Origin of the sequence: Duganella caerulea, from assembly GCF_040362985.1 — a bacterium.
GTDB classification, from domain to species: domain Bacteria; phylum Pseudomonadota; class Gammaproteobacteria; order Burkholderiales; family Burkholderiaceae_D; genus Rugamonas; species Rugamonas vulcania.
The window spans coordinates 519,137-536,891 of sequence record NZ_BPWJ01000005.1 but is presented as its reverse complement, the minus strand read 5'-3'; the positions used below and the strand labels follow the sequence as shown (position 1 = coordinate 536,891).

12 protein-coding genes are annotated in these 17,755 nt (G+C 64.9%); 11 read left to right on the top strand and 1 reads right to left on the bottom strand.

Annotated features, from left to right (window positions below; translation table 11 throughout):
• Positions 1-62: 62 nt before the first annotated feature.
• Entirely contained in the window at positions 63-1,526 is a 1,464-nt protein-coding gene (locus ACUJB0_RS18170) for a S41 family peptidase (RefSeq protein ID WP_161086142.1), read from the bottom strand.
• A gap of 362 nt (positions 1,527-1,888) precedes the next feature.
• Here ACUJB0_RS18170 and ACUJB0_RS18165 point away from each other — a divergent pair, with 362 nt between their 5' ends.
• The 11 genes from ACUJB0_RS18165 to ACUJB0_RS18115 all read left to right on the top strand — a co-directional run bounded on the left by ACUJB0_RS18165 (position 1,889) and on the right by ACUJB0_RS18115 (position 17,747).
• Positions 1,889-2,485, top strand: coding sequence for a hypothetical protein (locus ACUJB0_RS18165; protein WP_444846422.1), 597 nt, complete (start codon positions 1,889-1,891; stop codon positions 2,483-2,485).
• Between the two features lie 78 nt (positions 2,486-2,563).
• On the top strand, positions 2,564-4,777 hold the full coding sequence (locus tag ACUJB0_RS18160) for a TonB-dependent receptor plug domain-containing protein (RefSeq protein WP_444846421.1): 2,214 nt from the start codon (positions 2,564-2,566) through the stop codon (positions 4,775-4,777).
• A 55-nt stretch (positions 4,778-4,832) separates the two neighbouring features.
• The gene (locus ACUJB0_RS18155) at positions 4,833-6,824 is read left to right on the top strand and encodes a M13 family metallopeptidase (RefSeq protein ID WP_444846511.1); all 1,992 of its coding nucleotides are present in this window, start codon (positions 4,833-4,835) and stop codon (positions 6,822-6,824) included.
• Between the two features lie 207 nt (positions 6,825-7,031).
• Positions 7,032-9,032 (top strand): M13 family metallopeptidase, encoded by a 2,001-nt coding sequence (locus ACUJB0_RS18150; RefSeq protein ID WP_444846510.1) that lies wholly within the window; start codon positions 7,032-7,034, stop codon positions 9,030-9,032.
• Between the two features lie 88 nt (positions 9,033-9,120).
• A complete protein-coding gene (locus tag ACUJB0_RS18145; RefSeq protein WP_444846420.1) occupies positions 9,121-11,187 on the top strand; it encodes a M13 family metallopeptidase in 2,067 nt (688 codons plus the stop codon).
• Between the two features lie 94 nt (positions 11,188-11,281).
• Positions 11,282-11,839: a hypothetical protein gene (locus tag ACUJB0_RS18140; protein WP_444846419.1), complete on the top strand. Its 558-nt coding sequence runs from the start codon at positions 11,282-11,284 to the stop codon at positions 11,837-11,839.
• Between the two features lie 176 nt (positions 11,840-12,015).
• On the top strand, positions 12,016-12,984 hold the full coding sequence (locus ACUJB0_RS18135) for an ABC transporter substrate-binding protein (RefSeq protein ID WP_444846418.1): 969 nt from the start codon (positions 12,016-12,018) through the stop codon (positions 12,982-12,984).
• A gap of 28 nt (positions 12,985-13,012) precedes the next feature.
• Positions 13,013-13,834: an ABC transporter permease gene (locus ACUJB0_RS18130; RefSeq protein ID WP_444846417.1), complete on the top strand. Its 822-nt coding sequence runs from the start codon at positions 13,013-13,015 to the stop codon at positions 13,832-13,834.
• 1 nt (position 13,835) lies between these two features.
• Positions 13,836-14,627, top strand: coding sequence for an ABC transporter ATP-binding protein (locus ACUJB0_RS18125; RefSeq protein ID WP_444846416.1), 792 nt, complete (start codon positions 13,836-13,838; stop codon positions 14,625-14,627).
• Positions 14,628-14,650: 23 nt separating this feature from the next.
• Positions 14,651-16,423: a sensor histidine kinase gene (locus ACUJB0_RS18120; RefSeq protein WP_444846415.1), complete on the top strand. Its 1,773-nt coding sequence runs from the start codon at positions 14,651-14,653 to the stop codon at positions 16,421-16,423.
• Position 16,424: 1 nt separating this feature from the next.
• Positions 16,425-17,747: a sigma-54-dependent transcriptional regulator gene (locus tag ACUJB0_RS18115; RefSeq protein ID WP_444846414.1), complete on the top strand. Its 1,323-nt coding sequence runs from the start codon at positions 16,425-16,427 to the stop codon at positions 17,745-17,747.
• Positions 17,748-17,755 lie beyond the last annotated feature (8 nt).

Sequence of the window (17,755 nt, the reverse complement as noted above, 5' to 3'; positions counted from 1 at the left end):
ACGTTCAGCGAAAATAAAAGCGGCGCCCTTGAGGCGCCGCTGGAGTCGGGGATCAAAACCGCTTATTTCTTGGCCAATTCCTTCTTGATGGCCAGATCCTTCTTGACCTCGACCTCCGCCTTCACCACGGTGGTCTCGGGCTTGGCCAACTGCACCGGCAAGCCTTTCAGGTGGTTGAGCGCCTGCGCCAACTGGAAATCGTCGGCGCTGCCGTATTCCAGCGGCTTGCGTTTCTTCTCCAGCGCCACGATGCGCAGCTGTTCTTCCAGCTCGTCGCGCTTGCTCTTGGCGATTTCCTGGTCGCGGTCGTTGCTCAGGTGCTTGTCGAGGTCGGCCTCGCGGGTGCGCAGCGCGTTCAGGCCGTCGCCGTCGGCGTTCTCGTCCACCGCAAGGTCGGGCACGATGCCCTTGGCCTGGATCGAGCGGCCGTTCGGCGTGTAGTAGCGCGCCGTGGTCAGCTTGACGGCGGTGTCGGCGGTCAGCTGGCGGATGGTTTGCACCGAGCCCTTGCCGAAAGTCTGGGTGCCGACGATGTCGGCCCGCTTGTAGTCCTGCAGCGCGCCGGCGACGATTTCCGAGGCCGAGGCCGAACCGGTGTTGACCAGCACCACCATCGGCACCTGCTTGACCGCGGCCGGCAGCTTGGACAGCGCGTCGCCGTCGTTGCGCAGCGCGTAGTATTCGGGACGGCCGTAGAAGATCTGCTTGGAGTCCGGCAGCTGGCCGTTGGTCGAGACGATGGCCGCGTCCTTCGGCAGGAAGGCCGCCGCCACGCCGATCGCGCCCTGCAGCACGCCGCCCGGGTCGTTGCGCAGGTCCAGCACCAGGCCCTTGATGTTCGGGTCCTGCTTGTACAGTTCGACAATCTTGGCTGCCAGGTCATCCACGGTCGGCTCCTGGAACTGCGAGATGCGCAGCCATGCATAGCCGGGCTCGACCATTTTGCCCTTGACGCTCTTCTGGTGGATTTCCTCGCGCGTGATGTTGAACACCAGCGGCTCGGCCTCGCCCTTGCGCAGGACCGTCATGCTGACCTTGGTGTGCGGCTCGCCGCGCATCTTCTTGATCGACTCGTCCAGGCTCAGGCCCTTGACCGGCGTGCTGTCCAGGCGCGAGATCAGATCGCCCGCCTTGATGCCGGCGCGCCAGGCCGGCGAGTCCTCGATCGGCGCGACGATCTTGATATAGCCGTCCTCGCTCTGGCCGATCTCGATGCCGAGGCCGACGAACTTGCCCTGCGAACCTTCACGCAGCTCGGCGTAGGCTTTCTTGTCCAGGTAGGCGGAGTGCGGGTCCAGCGAGGCGACCATGCCGGAGATGGCTTCGGTCAACAACTTCTTGTCCTCGACCTTTTCGACGTAGTCGGATTTGATCAGGCCGAACACGTCGGCCAGCTGGCGCAGCTCCTCCAGCGGCAGTGGCGGGTCCACCGGCTTTTGCGCCATGGCGGAAAACTGCAGCGAGATCGCAATGCCGGCCACCACGCCCAGCCCGACCAATCCAGAATTCTTTAATTTCTTGCCCATGTTTCACCTATCGAACTGTTGCCGGCAGCCGTCACCGGCGGGCCATCCCGCCTCAACGCGCTTGAGTCGAGTATAAACCTGATTATCGGCAAACATGGTAGCCATCGCGAAATGATTTATACCTTTACGAGAATTTACAACGCTGAGCGTTGACATTTGAAGCACACCAGCGCCCGCTTGGCGGTACGTCAATTTTGCTGTTTTGTACGCAGTGTATCTATCACGCTCACGACCGTAAGCAATTGTAAGAAGTCCTGTAACGGCGGGAGGCGCGACCTAAACTGAACTCGTAATTCTCTCTACCCTGAAGTGGTTTTCGCCTGCGCCCCAAGCGCAGGCTTTTTTTTATCCATGGAGCCGACATGCGTCTTAACTTCTCTTCCACGTTGCAGCGCCTGGCCGTCGCGCTGGCGCTGAGTGCGGCCCTGCTGCCGGCCCGTGCGGTGCCTGTCATGGACATCCGTGCCGAGGACATGCTGCCGATGGCGGCCGAGCTGAAAAAATCGCTCAACCTCAACGCCAACCAGCAGATCCTGTGGCAGCAGACCGAAACCAAGACCCGCAACCTGCTGCGCGAGCGCCAGGCCCGCCGCGAGCGCCTGCAGGCGGCCACGCTGGCCGGCGTGCAGGGCGCCAATGTCGAGCTGCGCGACCTGGCCAAGACGGTGGACGAGGAAACCACCGCCAGCGCGCTGGAAGAAAAGCTGCTGCGCGAATGGTGGCTGACCGTCAACGATGCCTTGAATGAAACGCAGCGCCAGGCGGTGGTGCAACTGGTGGCCGAGCAGCTGCAGCGTGTGCCGGACTCGGGCGCCCACAACGGCGCCATGCCGTACAAGCAGGAGGGCGGCGAGCAGCATCGCGGCGGCCGCAAGGGCATGGGCGGCATGGGTGGCATGGGCGGCAGCGTCGGCGGACCCGGCGGCGCCAGCATCAGCCTGCCGGGCGGAGGCGGCTGAGCGGCGGTGTGTATCGTAAAGTAAAAATCGGACGCCGGCCCTTTTGGCCGGCGGGGCTGCCGGTAGAATGTGCAGCCTATGAGCAAACTGATCTCCCTCGCCTGCCTGGCCCTGTTGGGCGTCTCCGAAGTCCACGCACAAACCGACACCGCGCCCGCCAAGCCGGCATTGGGACCGGACGGCAAGCCGGTGCCGCAGGTCACCATCAGCGGCGGCCGCGCCAGCGACATGGACGAGCGCCGCAACTCGGTGGCCGGCAAGCAGGTCTACGGCCGGGAGGAGCTCGACCGTAACGGCGACAGCAACCTCGGCGACGTCCTCAAGCGCCTGCCCGGCGTGACCATCGGCGGCCGTCCCGGCCGTGGCGGCGACGTCCGCATGCGCGGCATGGGCAGCGGCTACACGCAGGTGCTGCTGAACGGCGAACGGCCGCCGGCCGGCTTCTCGATGGAATCGCTGTCGCCCGACCAGGTCGAGCGCGTCGAGGTGATGCGCGGCCCGGTCGCCGAGCACAGCACGCGCGCCATCGCCGGCACCATCAACATCATCCTGCGCGACGGCTACCAGCAGAAGGCCAAGCAGCTCAAGCTCACCGACAACATCGAGCAGGGCCGCCACGCGCCCAACGTCTCGCTGACGGTGCCGGGCAAGGCCGGCAGCCTGACCTGGCTGCTGACCGGTTCGGTCTTCGAGAACCGCCAGCACGACCAGGCCGAAACTTACAACCGGGACACCCGCGACGACGGCGTGGTGCTCAAGGACCAGAACGTCCTCGACCAGACCAAGCGCACCACGCGCGGCCTGCACCTGACGCCGCGCCTGTCGTACAAGTTCGACAACGGCGACACGCTGAACTTCCAGCCCTTCCTGATGGTCAACCGCAGCGACAGCAACGCGCGCAGCGACCTGGCGCAGAACTTCGGCCTGGTGCCGCCGGCGCTGCAGCAGCCGCCCGAATACAACCTGGCGCTGACCGGCAGCCATGCGGAATCGACCTTCCTGCGCGGCTTCGGCAACTGGGTGCACAAGATGGCGGGCGCGTCCAAGCTGGACGTCAAGTTCGGCTTCGGCGCCGGCCACAGCGACAGCGACTCGCTGCGCTATCAGTACGACAACGCCGGCAACCTGCTGCAGCGCTACAGCGACGACGCCACCGTGCGCGACCGCAGCGCCAGCAGTGGCGGCAAGTACACCACGCCGATCGGCAAGGAGCACGCGCTGGCGGCCGGCTGGGATATCGAGCTGGGCCACCGCGTCGAGACCAAGACTTCGCTCGACAAGAACGGCGTCTCGCAGTACGGCGACTCCGGCGACAACCTCAGCGCCGACACTCGCCGCCTGGCCGTGTTCGCGCAGGACGAGTGGGACATCAGCAAGCAATGGTCGGGCTACGCCGGCCTGCGCTGGGAAGGCATCCGCACCACCAGCAGTCGCGCCGGCCAGGACATCAGCAACACCAGCAGCGTGCTGAGCCCGTTGCTGCACGGCGTCTACCGCATTCCCGGCCACGACAAGGACCAGATCCGAGCCAGCCTGACCAAGAGCTACAAGGCTGCCAACATCCAGGACCTGATCGCCTTGCCGTCGTTGTCGCGGCTGAACAGCGCCACCCGGCCCGACCGCACCGGCAACCCCGACCTGAAGCCCGAGCTGGCGACCGGCCTCGACTTCGCGTACGAGCACTACCTGGGCCGCGGCGGCATCGTCACGGCCGGCGGCTTCGTGCGCGATATCAAGGACCTGATTCGCCGCGAGCTGACCCTGCAGGACACGCCGACCGGCCCGCGCTGGGTGTCGACGCCGGCCAACATCGGCCACGCGCGCACCAAGGGCATCGAGCTGGAGGCCAAGCTGCAGCTGCAGGAGCTGATCGCGGGCGGCCCGGCGATCGACTTGCGTTCCAACTACAGCCGCTTCTGGTCCAGCGTGGACGGCATCCCCGGCCCCAACAACCGGCTCGACGCGCAACCGAAGCAGACCGCCAACGCCGGCCTGGACTGGCGCCTGAAACCGGTGCCGCTGACCCTGGGCGCCAGCCTGAACTGGACGCCGGCCACCATCATCCAGAGCAGCGCCGAGCAGGTCGTGACCACCAGCCGCAAGCGCTCGTTCGACGCCTACGCGCTCTGGAAATACAGCTCACACCATCAAATCCGCATTTCAGCCAATAATCTGATGGCGGAGGACGCGCTCGGTAGTAATATCGTGACCGCCAACGGCCTGGCACAATTGGCCAACACGACCAACCAGACGTACGTCGTCTGGAGCGTCAAATACGAAATGAAATTCTGACCAAGAAGGAAACGCAGTGAAACGATATGTGCTGAGCGCGCTGACCCTGAGCCTGATGACCGCCTTCGCCGGCGCCGCCGACACCGCCCCGGTGTCCGGCATCGACACCCAATACATCGACGCCAGCGTGCGTCCGCAAGACGACTTCTACCGTTACCTGAACGGCGGCTGGCTGAAGACCGCGCAGATCCCGGAAGACAAGTCCAGCTGGGGCACCTTCGCCAAGCTGCGCGACGACGTGCTGCCGCGGCTGCGCGCCATCATCGAAGCGGCCGAGGCCGACAAGACCCGCAAGGCTGGCAGCGACGCCCAGAAGATCGGCGATATGTACGCCAGCTTCATGGACGAGAAAAAACTGGACTCGCTGGGCGTGAAGCCGCTGGCGGGCGAGCTCAACCGCATCCGCGCCATCAAGGACAAGAAAGCCTTCCCGATGCTGATCGCCCACCTGGGCGAGATTGGCGTCGCCACGCCATACGGCCTGTACGTGAGCCAGGACGCGCGCGAATCGACCAGGTACGCGGTCGGCATCTCGCAAAGCGGCCTCGGCCTGCCGGACCGCGACTACTACCTGAAGAAGGACGACGCCAGGCTGGCCGGCATACTGGTCAAGTACGAAGCGCACGTGGCCAAGATCCTGGCGCTGGGCGGCGACAAGAACGCCGCCGCCAGCGCCAAGGCCGTGGTCGCGCTGGAGACCGCGCTGGCCGAGGCGCAATGGACCAAGGTCGAGAACCGCGACCCGGTCAAGCGCTACAACAAGGTGCCGATCGCCAAGCTGGCCGAACTGGCGCCGGGCTATGACTGGCAGCACGCGCTGGCGGCGGCCGGCGTGGCCAACAAGGTCGACTACGTCATCGTCAACCAGCCGAGCTACCTGGGCGGCTTCAACGCCGTGCTGGACAAGACCGACCTGGCGACCTGGAAATCCTACTTCGAATGGCAGCTGCTGCGCGACGCCTCGCCCTACCTGTCGAAGGACTTCGCCGACGCCCACTTCGACTTCTACAGCACCGTGCTGACCGGCGTGGCCGTCAAGCCGCCGCGCTGGAAATCGGCGGTGGGCCTGGTGGAGAACAGCCTGGGCGAAGTGCTGGGCAAGCTGTACGTCGGCCAGTACTTCCCGCCCGAGCGCAAGGCGCGCATGGAAGAGCTGGTCAAGAACCTGCTGGCCGCGTACAAGAGCAGCATCGACACGCTGGACTGGATGAGCCCGGAAACCAAGCAGCAGGCGCAAGCCAAGCTGGCCAAGTTCACGCCCAAGATCGGCTACCCGAACAAATGGCGCGACTACTCGTCGCTGGCCATCGTCAAGGGAGACCTGGTGGGCAACGCCATGCGCGCCTCGGTGTTCAGCCACCAGCGCATGATCAACAAGCTGGGCAAGCCGGTCGACCGCGAAGAGTGGGGCATGACGCCGCAGACCATCAACGCGTATTACAACTCGACGATGAACGAGATCGTGTTCCCGGCCGCCATCCTGCAGCCGCCGTTCTTCGACGCCAAGGCCGACGACGCCGTCAACTACGGCGCCATCGGCGCGGTGATCGGGCATGAAATCAGCCACGGCTTCGACGACAAGGGCAGCCAGTCGGACGGCGACGGCAACCTGCGCGACTGGTGGACCAAGGAAGACTGCGCCAACTTCAAGGCCAAGACCGACGCCCTGGTCAAGCAATACGACGGCTACAGCCCGATCAAGGGCTACCACGTCAACGGCTCGCTGACGCTGGGCGAGAACATCGCCGACAACAGCGGCGTGGCGATCGCGTACAAGGCATACAAGCTGTCGCTGGGCGGCAAGGAAGCGCCGGTGATCGACGGCCTGACGGGCGACCAGCGCTTCTACATGGGCTTTGCGCAGGTATGGCGCAGCAAGACGCGCGACGAACAGCAGATCATGCTGATCAAGACCGACCCGCACTCGCCGGGCCAGTTCCGCGCCAACGGCACCATGGTCAACCAGCCGGGCTTCTACGAAGCCTTCGGCGTCAAGCCGGGCGACCAGATGTATGTTGCGCCGGAACAGCGCGTGATCATCTGGTAAGCGCTTAACCGCCAAAAAAAAAACACAAAAAGGCCACCGCATGTGGTCTTTTTGTTATCGTTGCACAACTTGGGGTCAAGTCTGACATTCGGACACGAGCTCTGCTGTATGCGGCGCATACAGCAGAGCTCGTGTCCGAATGTCAGACTTGACCCCACCCCCCTTACAGGAGAGAGAGTCTTGAAAGCACATCTGTTAAGCGCGCTGATGCTGGCGCTACTGGCTTCGGCCGGCGTCCAGGCGCAGCAAAAAAGTTCGGGCGTCGAGCTCGACGGTATCAACGCGGCGGTCCGGCCGCAGGACGATTTCTTCCTCAACCTGAACGGCAAGTGGCTGGCCAAGACGGAAATCCCGGCCGACAAGTCGAGCTGGGGTTCGTTTGAAAAGCTCGACGACGACACCAAGCCGCAACTGCGCGCCATCATCGAGGCCGCCGCCGCCGATCCGAACAAGACGCCCGGCTCGGATGCCCAGCGCATTGGCGATTTCTTCGCCAGCTATATGGACGAGGCCAAGCTTGAACAGCTGGGCCTGACGCCGCTGCGCGCCGACCTGGACCGCGTGGCCGCGCTCAAGGACAAGAAGGACATCCCGGCCCTGATCGCGCACTTCAACCGCTACGGCGTGACCGCGCCCTACGGCTTCGCCATCCACCAGGACAACAAGGATTCGACCAAGTATGTGGCCGACATCGTGCAGGACGGCCTGAGCCTGCCCGACCGCGACTACTACCTGAAGAAGTCGGACAAGAAGATGGCCGACACGCTGGCCAAGTACCAGCAGCACGTGACCAAGATGCTGACCCTGGCCGGCAACGCCAACGCCGCGGCCGACGCCAAGGCCATCGTCGCGCTGGAGACCGAGCTGGCCAAAATCCAGTGGACCAAGGTCGAGCTGCGCGATCCGGTCAAGGCCTACAACAAGGTGCCGCTGGCCAAGCTGTCCAAGCTGGCGCCGGGCTACGACTGGACCACCTGGCTCAACGACACCGGCATCGCCGGCAAGGTTGACTACGTGATCGTCAGCCAGCCCAGCTTCATCACCGGCTTTGACAAGGTGCTCGACAAGACCCCGCTGGCCACCTGGCAGGCCTGGTTCCGCTGGCAGGTGATCCACGCCAGCGCGCCCTACCTGTCGAAGGATTTCTCGGTGGAGAACTTTGCCTTCTACGGCACCGTGCTGGGCGACGTCAAGGAACAGGAGCCGCGCTGGAAGCGCGCGGTCAACGCCACCGACGGCGCGCTGGGCGAGAGCCTGGGCAAGCTGTACGTCGAGCAGCACTTCCCGGCCGAGCGCAAGGCGCGCATGGAGGCGTTGGTGCGGAACCTGCTGGCGGCCTTCAAGCAGAGCATCGACACGCTCGACTGGATGGGCCCGACCACCAAGGAGCAGGCGCGAGCCAAGCTGGCCAAGTTCATGGTCAAGATCGGCTATCCGAACAAGTGGCGCGACTACTCGGCGCTGGTGGTGGCCAAGGATGACCTGGTGGGCAATATGCAGCGCTCGCGCGAGTTCGACTACAACAAGGAAGTGAACAAGCTCGGCAAGCCGGTCGACCGCGACGAATGGGGTATGACGCCGCAGACCATCAACGCCTACTACAACCCGGAGCTGAACGAGATCGTGTTCCCGGCCGCCATCCTGCAGCCGCCGTTCTTCAACGCCGACGCCGACGACGCGGTCAACTACGGCGCCATCGGCGCGGTGATCGGCCACGAGATCAGCCACGGCTTCGACGACCAGGGCGCGCAATACGACGGCGACGGCAACCTGCGCGACTGGTGGACCAAGGCCGACCACAAGAACTTCGCGGCCAAGAGCAAGATGCTGGTCAAGCAGTACAGCGCCTTCAGTCCGCTCAAGGGCTACCACGTCAACGGCGAGCTGACCTTGGGCGAGAACATCGCCGACAACTCCGGCGCGGCGATCGCGCTCAAGGCCTACCTGATCTCGCTGAACGGCCAGCCGTCGCCGGTGATCGACAGCCTGACCGGCGAGCAGCGCTTCTACATGGGCTTTGGCCAGGTGTGGCGCAGCAAGATCCGCGACGCCCAGCAAATCGTTTACCTCAAATCCGATCCGCACTCGCCGGACCAGTTCCGCGCCAACGGCACAGTGCGCAATCAGCCGGGTTTTTACAACGCTTTTGGCGTAAAACCCGGCGATAAAATGTATCTGGCGCCAAAAGACCGCGTCATCATGTGGTAGGCCTTTATGCCATTGCGGCACTGTGATATAAAGCGCAACAGGGCCAAACACCGTGGATTGGCCTTTATACAATCAAGAGGATAATTTCGTGAAACGTCATCTCGTAAGTGCATTGACCCTGAGCCTGATCGCAGGCCTGGCGGGTGCCGCCGACAACACCACAAGTGTAGCCCCGGCCAGTGCCCAAGTAGCAAACGCCAAGCCGGTCTCCGGCATCGCGGTGGAGTACATCGATCCAGCGGTACGCGCGCAGGACGACCTGTTCACCCACATGAACGGCAAATGGCTGGCCACGACTGAAATCCCGGCCGACAAAGCCAGCTGGGGCAGCTTCGCCAAGCTGCGCGACGACATCCAGCCGCAACTGCGCGCCATCATCGAAGGCGCCGCCGCCAACCAGGCCGGCGGCCCTGAAGCCCAGCGCATCGGCGACTTCTACGCCAGCTTCATGGATGAAGCCAAACTGGAACAGCTGGGCCTGACCCCGCTGAACGCGGAACTGGCGAAGATCGACGCCGTGAACAACAAGAAGCAGCTGCCGGCGCTGATCGCCCACCTGAACAAGATCGGCGTGACTGCACCGTACGGCTACGGCATCCACCAGGACAACAAGGATTCGACCAAGTACGTGGTCGACCTGGGCCAGGACGGCCTGGGCCTGCCGGACCGCGACTACTACCTGAAAGCGGACGACAAGAAGATGGCCGACGCGCTGGCCAAGTATGAGCTGCACGTGGCCAAGATGCTGACCATGGCTGGCGACGCCCACGGCGCCGTCACCGCGCACGCCATCGTGGAATTCGAAAAAGAACTGGCCAAGATCCAGTGGACCAAGGTCGAACTGCGTGACCCGGTCAAGGCCTACAACAAGGTCGACATCGCCAAGCTGGGCAAGGTCGCGCCGGGCTACGACTGGAACGCCTACCTGGCGGACGCTGGCGTGAAGGGCAAGGTCAACTACGTGATCGTCGGCCAGCCTAGCTACCTGAAGGGCATGACCGCGCTGCTGGCCAAGACCCAGCTCGACACGCTGAAGGCCTACTTCCGCTGGCATCTGCTGCAATCGAGCGCGCCTTACCTGAGCAAGGCCTACGTCGATGAGAACTTCGCCTTCTACGGCACCGTGCTGAGCGGCGTGACCGAACAGCGTCCACGCTGGAAGCGCGGCGTGTCCGTGACCGAAGGCGCGCTGGGCGAAGCCGTCGGCAAGATCTACGTCGAGCAGAACTTCCCGGCCGAGCGCAAGGCGCGCATGCAGGCGCTGGTGAACAACCTGCTGGCCGCGTACAAGACCAGCATCGACCAGCTGGACTGGATGAGCCCGGTCACCAAGAAGCAGGCGCAGGAGAAGCTGGCCAAGTTCACCACCAAGATCGCGTACCCGAACCACTGGCGCGATTACAGCAAGCTGGTGGTGTCCAAGGACGACCTGATCGGCAACGTGCTGCGTTCGCGCGAGTTCGAGTACAACAAGGAACTGGCCAAGCTGGGCAAGCCGATCGACCGCGAAGAGTGGGGCATGACGCCGCAAACCGTCAACGCCTACTACAACCCGGAAATGAACGAGATCGTGTTCCCGGCCTCGATCCTGCAGGCACCGTTCTTCAATGCTGACGCCGACGACGCGGTCAACTACGGCGCCATCGGCGGCGTGATCGGCCACGAGATCAGCCACGGCTTCGACGACCAGGGCGCACAGTACGACGGCGACGGCAACCTGCGCGACTGGTGGACCGCTGCGGACCACAAGAACTTCGCGGCCAAGACCAAGATGCTGGTGGAGCAGTACAACCAGTTCAGCCCGCTGCCTGGCTACCACGTCAACGGCGAGCTGACCCTGGGCGAGAACATTGCCGACAACAGCGGCATCGCGATCGCGTACAAGGCCTACAAGCTGTCGCTGGGCGGCAAGGAAGCCCCGGTGATCGACGGCCTGACCGGCGACCAGCGCTTCTACATGGGCTTTGCGCAAGTGTGGCGCCTGAAGATGCGCGAAGCGCAGCAGATCGTGCAGCTCAAGACCGACCCGCACTCGCCAGGCCAGTTCCGCGCCAACGGCCCGATGCGCAACCAGCCAGGCTTCTACGACGCCTTCAACGTGAAGCCTGGCGACAAGATGTACCTGGAACCAAAAGACCGCGTGATCATGTGGTAACCACCGCATAGACGCAACAAAGGGCCGCAGCGATGCGGCCCTTTTTGATTTCAGAGTAAACTACGGGCTTCCAATTACAAGTCACCGGTACCCCATGCGCCTGCGCTATTCCGCACTCCTCGTTTTGCCTCTGCTGCTGGCCGCTTGCGGCGATTCGTTCACGCCGGTCGATGTCTACATGGCCAAGACGCCGGAATGCACGACCTGGCAGGAGGGCTCGCGCTACGATCTGCCGCGCGGGATCAGCGTGTCGACCACGCCGCCGGTCACGCTGCCGGACGGCGGCGCCGAGTTCACCTTTGTCTACCTGGTGCCGCGCGGCGAGCGCGCCTTGTTCCTCAGCCGCGAATATCATGTCACCGCACCCAAGGGTCCGGTGCTGGCCAAGGCGGAACTGGTCAGCTTCTACCAGCGCGCCACCAACTCGCGCCCGGAAATCGTCGACGTGATTCCGAAGGTGCCGGACATGCTGGTCGCAGGCGCCACCAGCGACGATACGATCTGGCGCGTGCGCCTGCGCGTGAAGGAGAAGCTGCCGGAACGCTTCGACGTGGTCCCGCCCGCCTTCGAGATCGCGCTGACCAAGTACCCGATGCGCACCTTCACCTACCGCTACTTCGCCGACCGCAAGGCCTTCGGCCTGTGCAGCTAGTGACTGGTAGCCTGGCGGAAATCCGCATAAGCCGAGCCCGGTTCATGCGGATTTCCGCCTGAAGCGCCGCGAACTCCGCACGCCATCCCTTAAAAATCAATGACTTGAGCCGCAGCCCATGCTTGGCACGGAAGCTGCAATGTCTCCCGGTAACTACAACCACAAAGGAGACACGCATGTTCAAGTTCCGTCTGTTATCGCTGGCCCTCGCGCTGGCCGCCGCCTCGGGTGCGCAAGCGCAGGAGGTGGTCCGCCTCGGCAACCTCAAGTTCGCCCACTACGGCGCCGTCTCGTACATCAAGGAAATCGCGCCCAAGTGCGGCATCAAGGTGGAGGAGCACGTCTTCGCCAAGGGCCCGGACGTGATGCAAGCCATCCTGGCCGGCGAGCTCGACGTCGGCGCCACCGCCTCCGAGGCCGCCATCTCCGGCCGCGCCAACGGCGCGCCGATCTACGTTGTGGCCGGCTTCGCCAAGGGCGGCGCGCGCCTGGTCGCCCGTCCCGACAGCAACATCAAGTCGATCAAGGATTTGAAGGGCAAGAAAGTCGGCGTCACGCGCGGCGGCATCCACGAGGTGCTGCTGATCGCCGAGCTGGCCCAGGCCGGCCTGACCGCCTCCGACCAGCCTGGCAAGGACGTGCAGCTGATCTTCCTGGCGTTCGCCGACCTGAACCAGGCGCTGATGGGCAAGAACCTCGACGCCATCATGCAGAGCGAACCGCAATCCTCGCAGGCCATCAACAAAGGCTACGGCGTGGAAGTGATGAAGCCGTATGACACGCCGATCGGCGCGCCGGTGCGCACGATGGTGATGAGCGAGAAGTTCTACAAGGAGCACCGCGCCACCGCCGCCAAGTTCATGACCTGCTTCGTGCAGGCCACCAAGCTGTTCATCGACAACAAGCCGGTCGCCGAGAAGTACGTGCGCGAGGTGATCTTCAAGAACCAGATCACCAAGGACGACTTCGACGACGCCATCAGCAATTCGCCGTACACCTATGACATCACCCCCGAGCACATCCAGATCACCACCGACGTGATGGCCAAGCACGGCACCGGCAAGATGCGCGCCGCGCCGGTGGCCAAGGACTGGGTCAAGACCGACCTGCTGGATGCGGCCAAGAAAAGCCTGGGCATTCAATAACCGCGTTCAATAACCACGGAGACTCACCATGAGCAAGCAAGACTGGCGGCAAGCCGCCTCGGGCGCGGTTGTGCCCATCGTTATCGTCGCCCTGTGGCAAGCCAGCGCCATGCTGGGCTGGGTCAATCCGCAGGTGCTGCCGTCGCCGTTCGCGGTGGTGCACAAGTGGATCGAATACCTGCTGCCACTGACCGCCCACGATCCGGCCACGCAATCGTGGCTGGCCTGGGCGCTGTCCGGCGAGCTGCTGGGCGACACCTTCAGCAGCATGTACCGCGTGGTCGTCGGCTTCGCCATCGGCGCCGGCCTGGCGCTGCCGCTGGGCCTGCTGATGGGATCGAGCCAGCGCATGTACGCATGGTTCAATCCGTTGATGCAGGTACTGCGGCCAATTCCGCCGATCGCCTACATCCCGCTGGCCATCCTGTGGTTCGGCTTGGGCAACGCACCGGCCGTGTTCCTGATCGCGCTCGGCGCGTTCTTCCCGGTGCTGGTCAACACCATCGCCGGCGTGCGCCAGGTGGACGGCATCTACATCCGCGCCGCCCGCAACCTCGGCGTAAGCCAGCGCACCATGTTTGTCCGCGTGATGCTGCCGGCCGCCGTGCCCTACATCCTGTCCGGCGTGCGCATCGGCATCGGCACCGCCTTCATCGTCGTCATCGTGTCCGAGATGATCGCCGTGAACAACGGCCTCGGCTTTCGCATCCTCGAAGCGCGCGAATACTTCTGGTCCGACAAAATCATTGCCGGCATGATCAGCATCGGCCTGCTGGGCCTGATCATCGACGTCGGCATGAACAAACTGAACAATCATTTGCTGCGCTGGCACCGCGGCCTGGAGAACTGACATGACCCATATCGAAGTCAAAGCCGTCAACAAGGTCTTCAAGACCGACAGCCGCGAAGTGATCGCCCTCAAGGACATCAACCTGGAGATCCCGCAGGGCCAGTTCGTCTGCCTGCTCGGGCCTTCCGGCTGCGGCAAGTCCACGCTGCTGAACGCCATCGCCGGCTTCTCGCTGCCGTCGTCCGGCACCATCACCGCCGACAGCAAGCTGGTCACCGGCCCCGGCCCGGAACGCGGCATGGTGTTCCAGGAGTACGCACTGTTCCCCTGGATGACGGTGGAAAAGAACATCGCCTTCGGCCTGGAAATCAAGGGCATGCCGCAGGCCGAGATCGCGGCCAAGGTCGACCAATTGCTGGGCATGCTGTCGCTGGGCGACTTCAAGCACCGCTTCCCGAAGGACCTGTCCGGCGGCATGCGCCAGCGGGTGGCCATCGCCCGCGTGCTGGCGCTCGATTCGCCGATCATGCTGATGGACGAACCCTTCGGCGCACTGGACGCGCTGACCCGCCGCAACCTGCAGGACGAACTGCTGCGCATCTGGGCCGAGCTGAAGAAGACCATCATCTTCGTCACCCACAGCATCGAGGAAGCGATCTACCTGGCCGACCGCATCGTCGTGATGACCTACCGTCCCGGCACCGTCAAGCGCGACATGATGGTGGACTTGCCGCGCCTGCGCGACCCATCCGCCGCCGAGTTCAACGCCCTCAAGCGCGAGCTGGGCCAGCTGGTGATGGAGGAACAGCAGCGCCACCACAACGACGAGATGCGCATGGCGGCGGTGGACTGAGCGGGGTGCAGTAGAATCTGCCCATGCGCGCCCAAAAAAACCTGCTGCTGTTTGTAATCTCCTTCGCATGCGCGCTGGGCGTGATCGCCGGCTCTTATCTGGCCGGCACCTGGCGCGCTCGCGAGGAGCTACGGCAGCAGGGCCAGCGCCAACTGCAACTGATGGCGCCGGACCTGCAGTCGCTGCTGCAAAAATATGAAACCCTGCCGTTCGTGCTGGGCTTCCAGCCCGACCTGATCGAAGCGCTGGCGCACCCGTCCGATGCGCCGGCCATCAACCGCCTCAACAGCACGCTGCAAACCATCCAGCAGCAGGCCAAGGTCGGCGCCATCTACGTGATGAACCGCGACGGCCTGACCATCGGCGCCAGCAACTGGAACCAGCCGCTGGGCTTCGTCGGCAAGAACTTTTCCTACCGCCCCTATTTCGACGCCGCGCTGCACGGCAGGGCGGGGCGCTTCTACGGCATCGGCACCAGCACCAGCGAGGCCGGCTACTTCATCGCCCAGCCCGTGTACCGCAACGGCACGGCGGGCGGCCCGGTCGCCGGCGTGGTGGCTGTGAAGATCAGCCTGGCCGACTTCGAACGCACCTGGCGCAGCAGCGACGACGCCATCGTGCTGGCCGACAGTTCCGGCGTCATCTTCCTCAGCAACCGCCCGGACTGGATCTACCGCAGCCTGCACGCGCTGGACGCGGCCACCGAGCGCCACCTGGCGCACACCCAGCAATACACCGGCCAGAAGATCACGCCGCTGAAAGGGCATCCGGATTTGTTCGTCACGCAGCCGGTCGGCCAGCTGGGTTGGGAGCTGATGCTGTTCCCCGCCCAGCAACGCGTGCTGCGCACCGGCATGCAGTGGGCGGCGGCGGCGGTGCTGCTGGTGGCCTGCGCGGCCGTGTCGAGCTGGGCGCTGCACCAGCGCCGCCGCCGCGTGGAGGAGCGCATGGCCTCGGCCGCCGCGCTGCGCCAGGCCGCCGCCGAGCTGGACGACAAGATCGTCGAACGCACGCAGCAGCTGCGCACCACCAACCGGGACCTGGAAAGCAAGTACGCCAAGTTGCAGGAGACCGAACACCTGCTGCGCTCCACGCAGAACGAGCTGGTCCAGGCCGGCAAGCTGGCGATGCTGGGCCAGATGGCGGCCGGCATCACCCACGAACTGAACCAGCCGCTGGCCGCGATCCGCGCCTTCGCCGACAACGCCCGCGTGTTCCTGGAGCGCGGGCAGGGCGCGCAAGTCGAGGGCAACCTCGGCCACATCAGCGAAGCCAGCGCGCGCATGGGCGCCATCATCGGCCAGCTCAAGGGCTTCGCGCGCAAGGACGAGACGGTGGCCGTGGTCGACCTGGCGGCCTCGGTGCGCGCCTCGGCGTTTTTGCTGGAAAGCGAATTCCGCCGCCACGCCGTCGCGCTGGACATCGCCGTGACCGACGGCCTGAACGTGACCGGCAACAGCGTGCGCATCGAGCAAGTGCTGATCAACCTGCTGCGCAACGCGCTTGACGCGGTCGAGACGGCCGAGCGGCGCGAAGTGGCCATCCGCCTCGAACGCGACGGCGCCAGCGCGCTGGTCAGCATCAGCGACAGCGGCGCCGGCATACCCGAGCAGGTGGTGGCGCACCTGTTCGAACCGTTCTTCACCACCAAGCCGTCCGGCAAGGGACTGGGGCTGGGGCTGGCGATCTCGTCGTCCATCGTGCAGGCCATGAACGGCCAGCTGACGGCGCATAATCAACCCGGCGGCGGCGCGCGCTTCGAGCTGCGTCTGCCGCTGCAAACCGAGGGGACTTGAAGTGCAGGCAATCTTGATCGAAGACGAAGCCGCGCTGCGCCTGGCCACCAGCCAGACGCTGGAACTGGGCGGCTTCAGCGTGCAGGCCTGCGCCAGCGCCGAGGAAGCGCTGGCGCTGCTGCGCGCCGACTACCCCGGCGTGATCGTCACCGACGTGCGCCTGCCGGGCCGCTCCGGCCTGGAGCTGCTGGCGCAGGCCGCCGCGCTGGATGCGGAGTTGCCGGTCATCGTCGTCACCGGCCACGGCGACGTCGAGATGGCGGTGTCCGCGATGCGCAGCGGCGCCTACGACTTCATCGAAAAACCGTTCGCGGCCGAGCGCCTGCTGGACGCGGTGCGCCGCGCGCAGGAGCGCCGCCGGCTGGTGCTGGAAAACCGCCAGCTGCGCAGCGACCGCGCCCAACATCCCGACATGCCGGACCTGGTCGGCCGCTCCGCCGCCATCGAACAGCTGAAAGTCCTGATCCGCAACATCGCCCCGGCCGGCGTGGACGTGCTGATCAACGGCCAGACCGGCACCGGCAAGGAAGTGGCGGCCCGCCTGCTGCACGCCGCCAGCGGACGCAAGGGCAACTTCGTCGCCATCAACTGCGGCGCGCTGCCGGAATCGGTGTTTGAAAGCGAAATCTTCGGCCACGAAGCGGGCGCCTTCACCGGCGCGCAAAAGCGCCGCATCGGCAAGCTGGAGTACGCGCAGGGCGGCACCGTCTTCCTCGACGAGATCGAAAGCATGCCGATGGCCTTGCAGGTCAAATTGCTGCGTGTATTGCAGGAACGGCGGCTGGAAAGATTGGGCGCCAACGACACCGTCGCGCTGGACTGCACCATCGTCGCCGCGACCAAACTTGATCTATTACAGTTGAGCGCGCAAGGCCAGTTCCGTGAAGACCTGTACTACCGCCTCAGCGTGGTCAGCATCGACCTGCCGCGCCTGCGCGACCGGCGCGACGACATCCCGCTGCTGCTGGCCCACTTCACCGCCGACGCCGCCGCCCGCTACCGCCGCCCGCTGCCGCAGTGGAGCGCGCAGCAGATGGCGCAATGGCAGGCGGCCGAGTGGCCGGGCAACGTGCGCGAACTGCGCAACTTCGCCGAGCGGCTGGTGCTGGGCGTGGCCGCCACCGCGCCGCTGGCGGCCCCGGCCGACGCCGTCGAGGCGCTGTCGCTGCCGCAGCAGGTCGACCATCACGAGCGCGAGCTGATCGTGCAGGCCTTGTCGGCGGTGGACGGCAACGTCGCGCTGGCGGCGGACAACCTGATGGTGCCGCGCAAAACCCTGTACGACAAGCTGAAGAAATACCAGATCGCCGCCGGCCGCAAATAGTCGGGGCG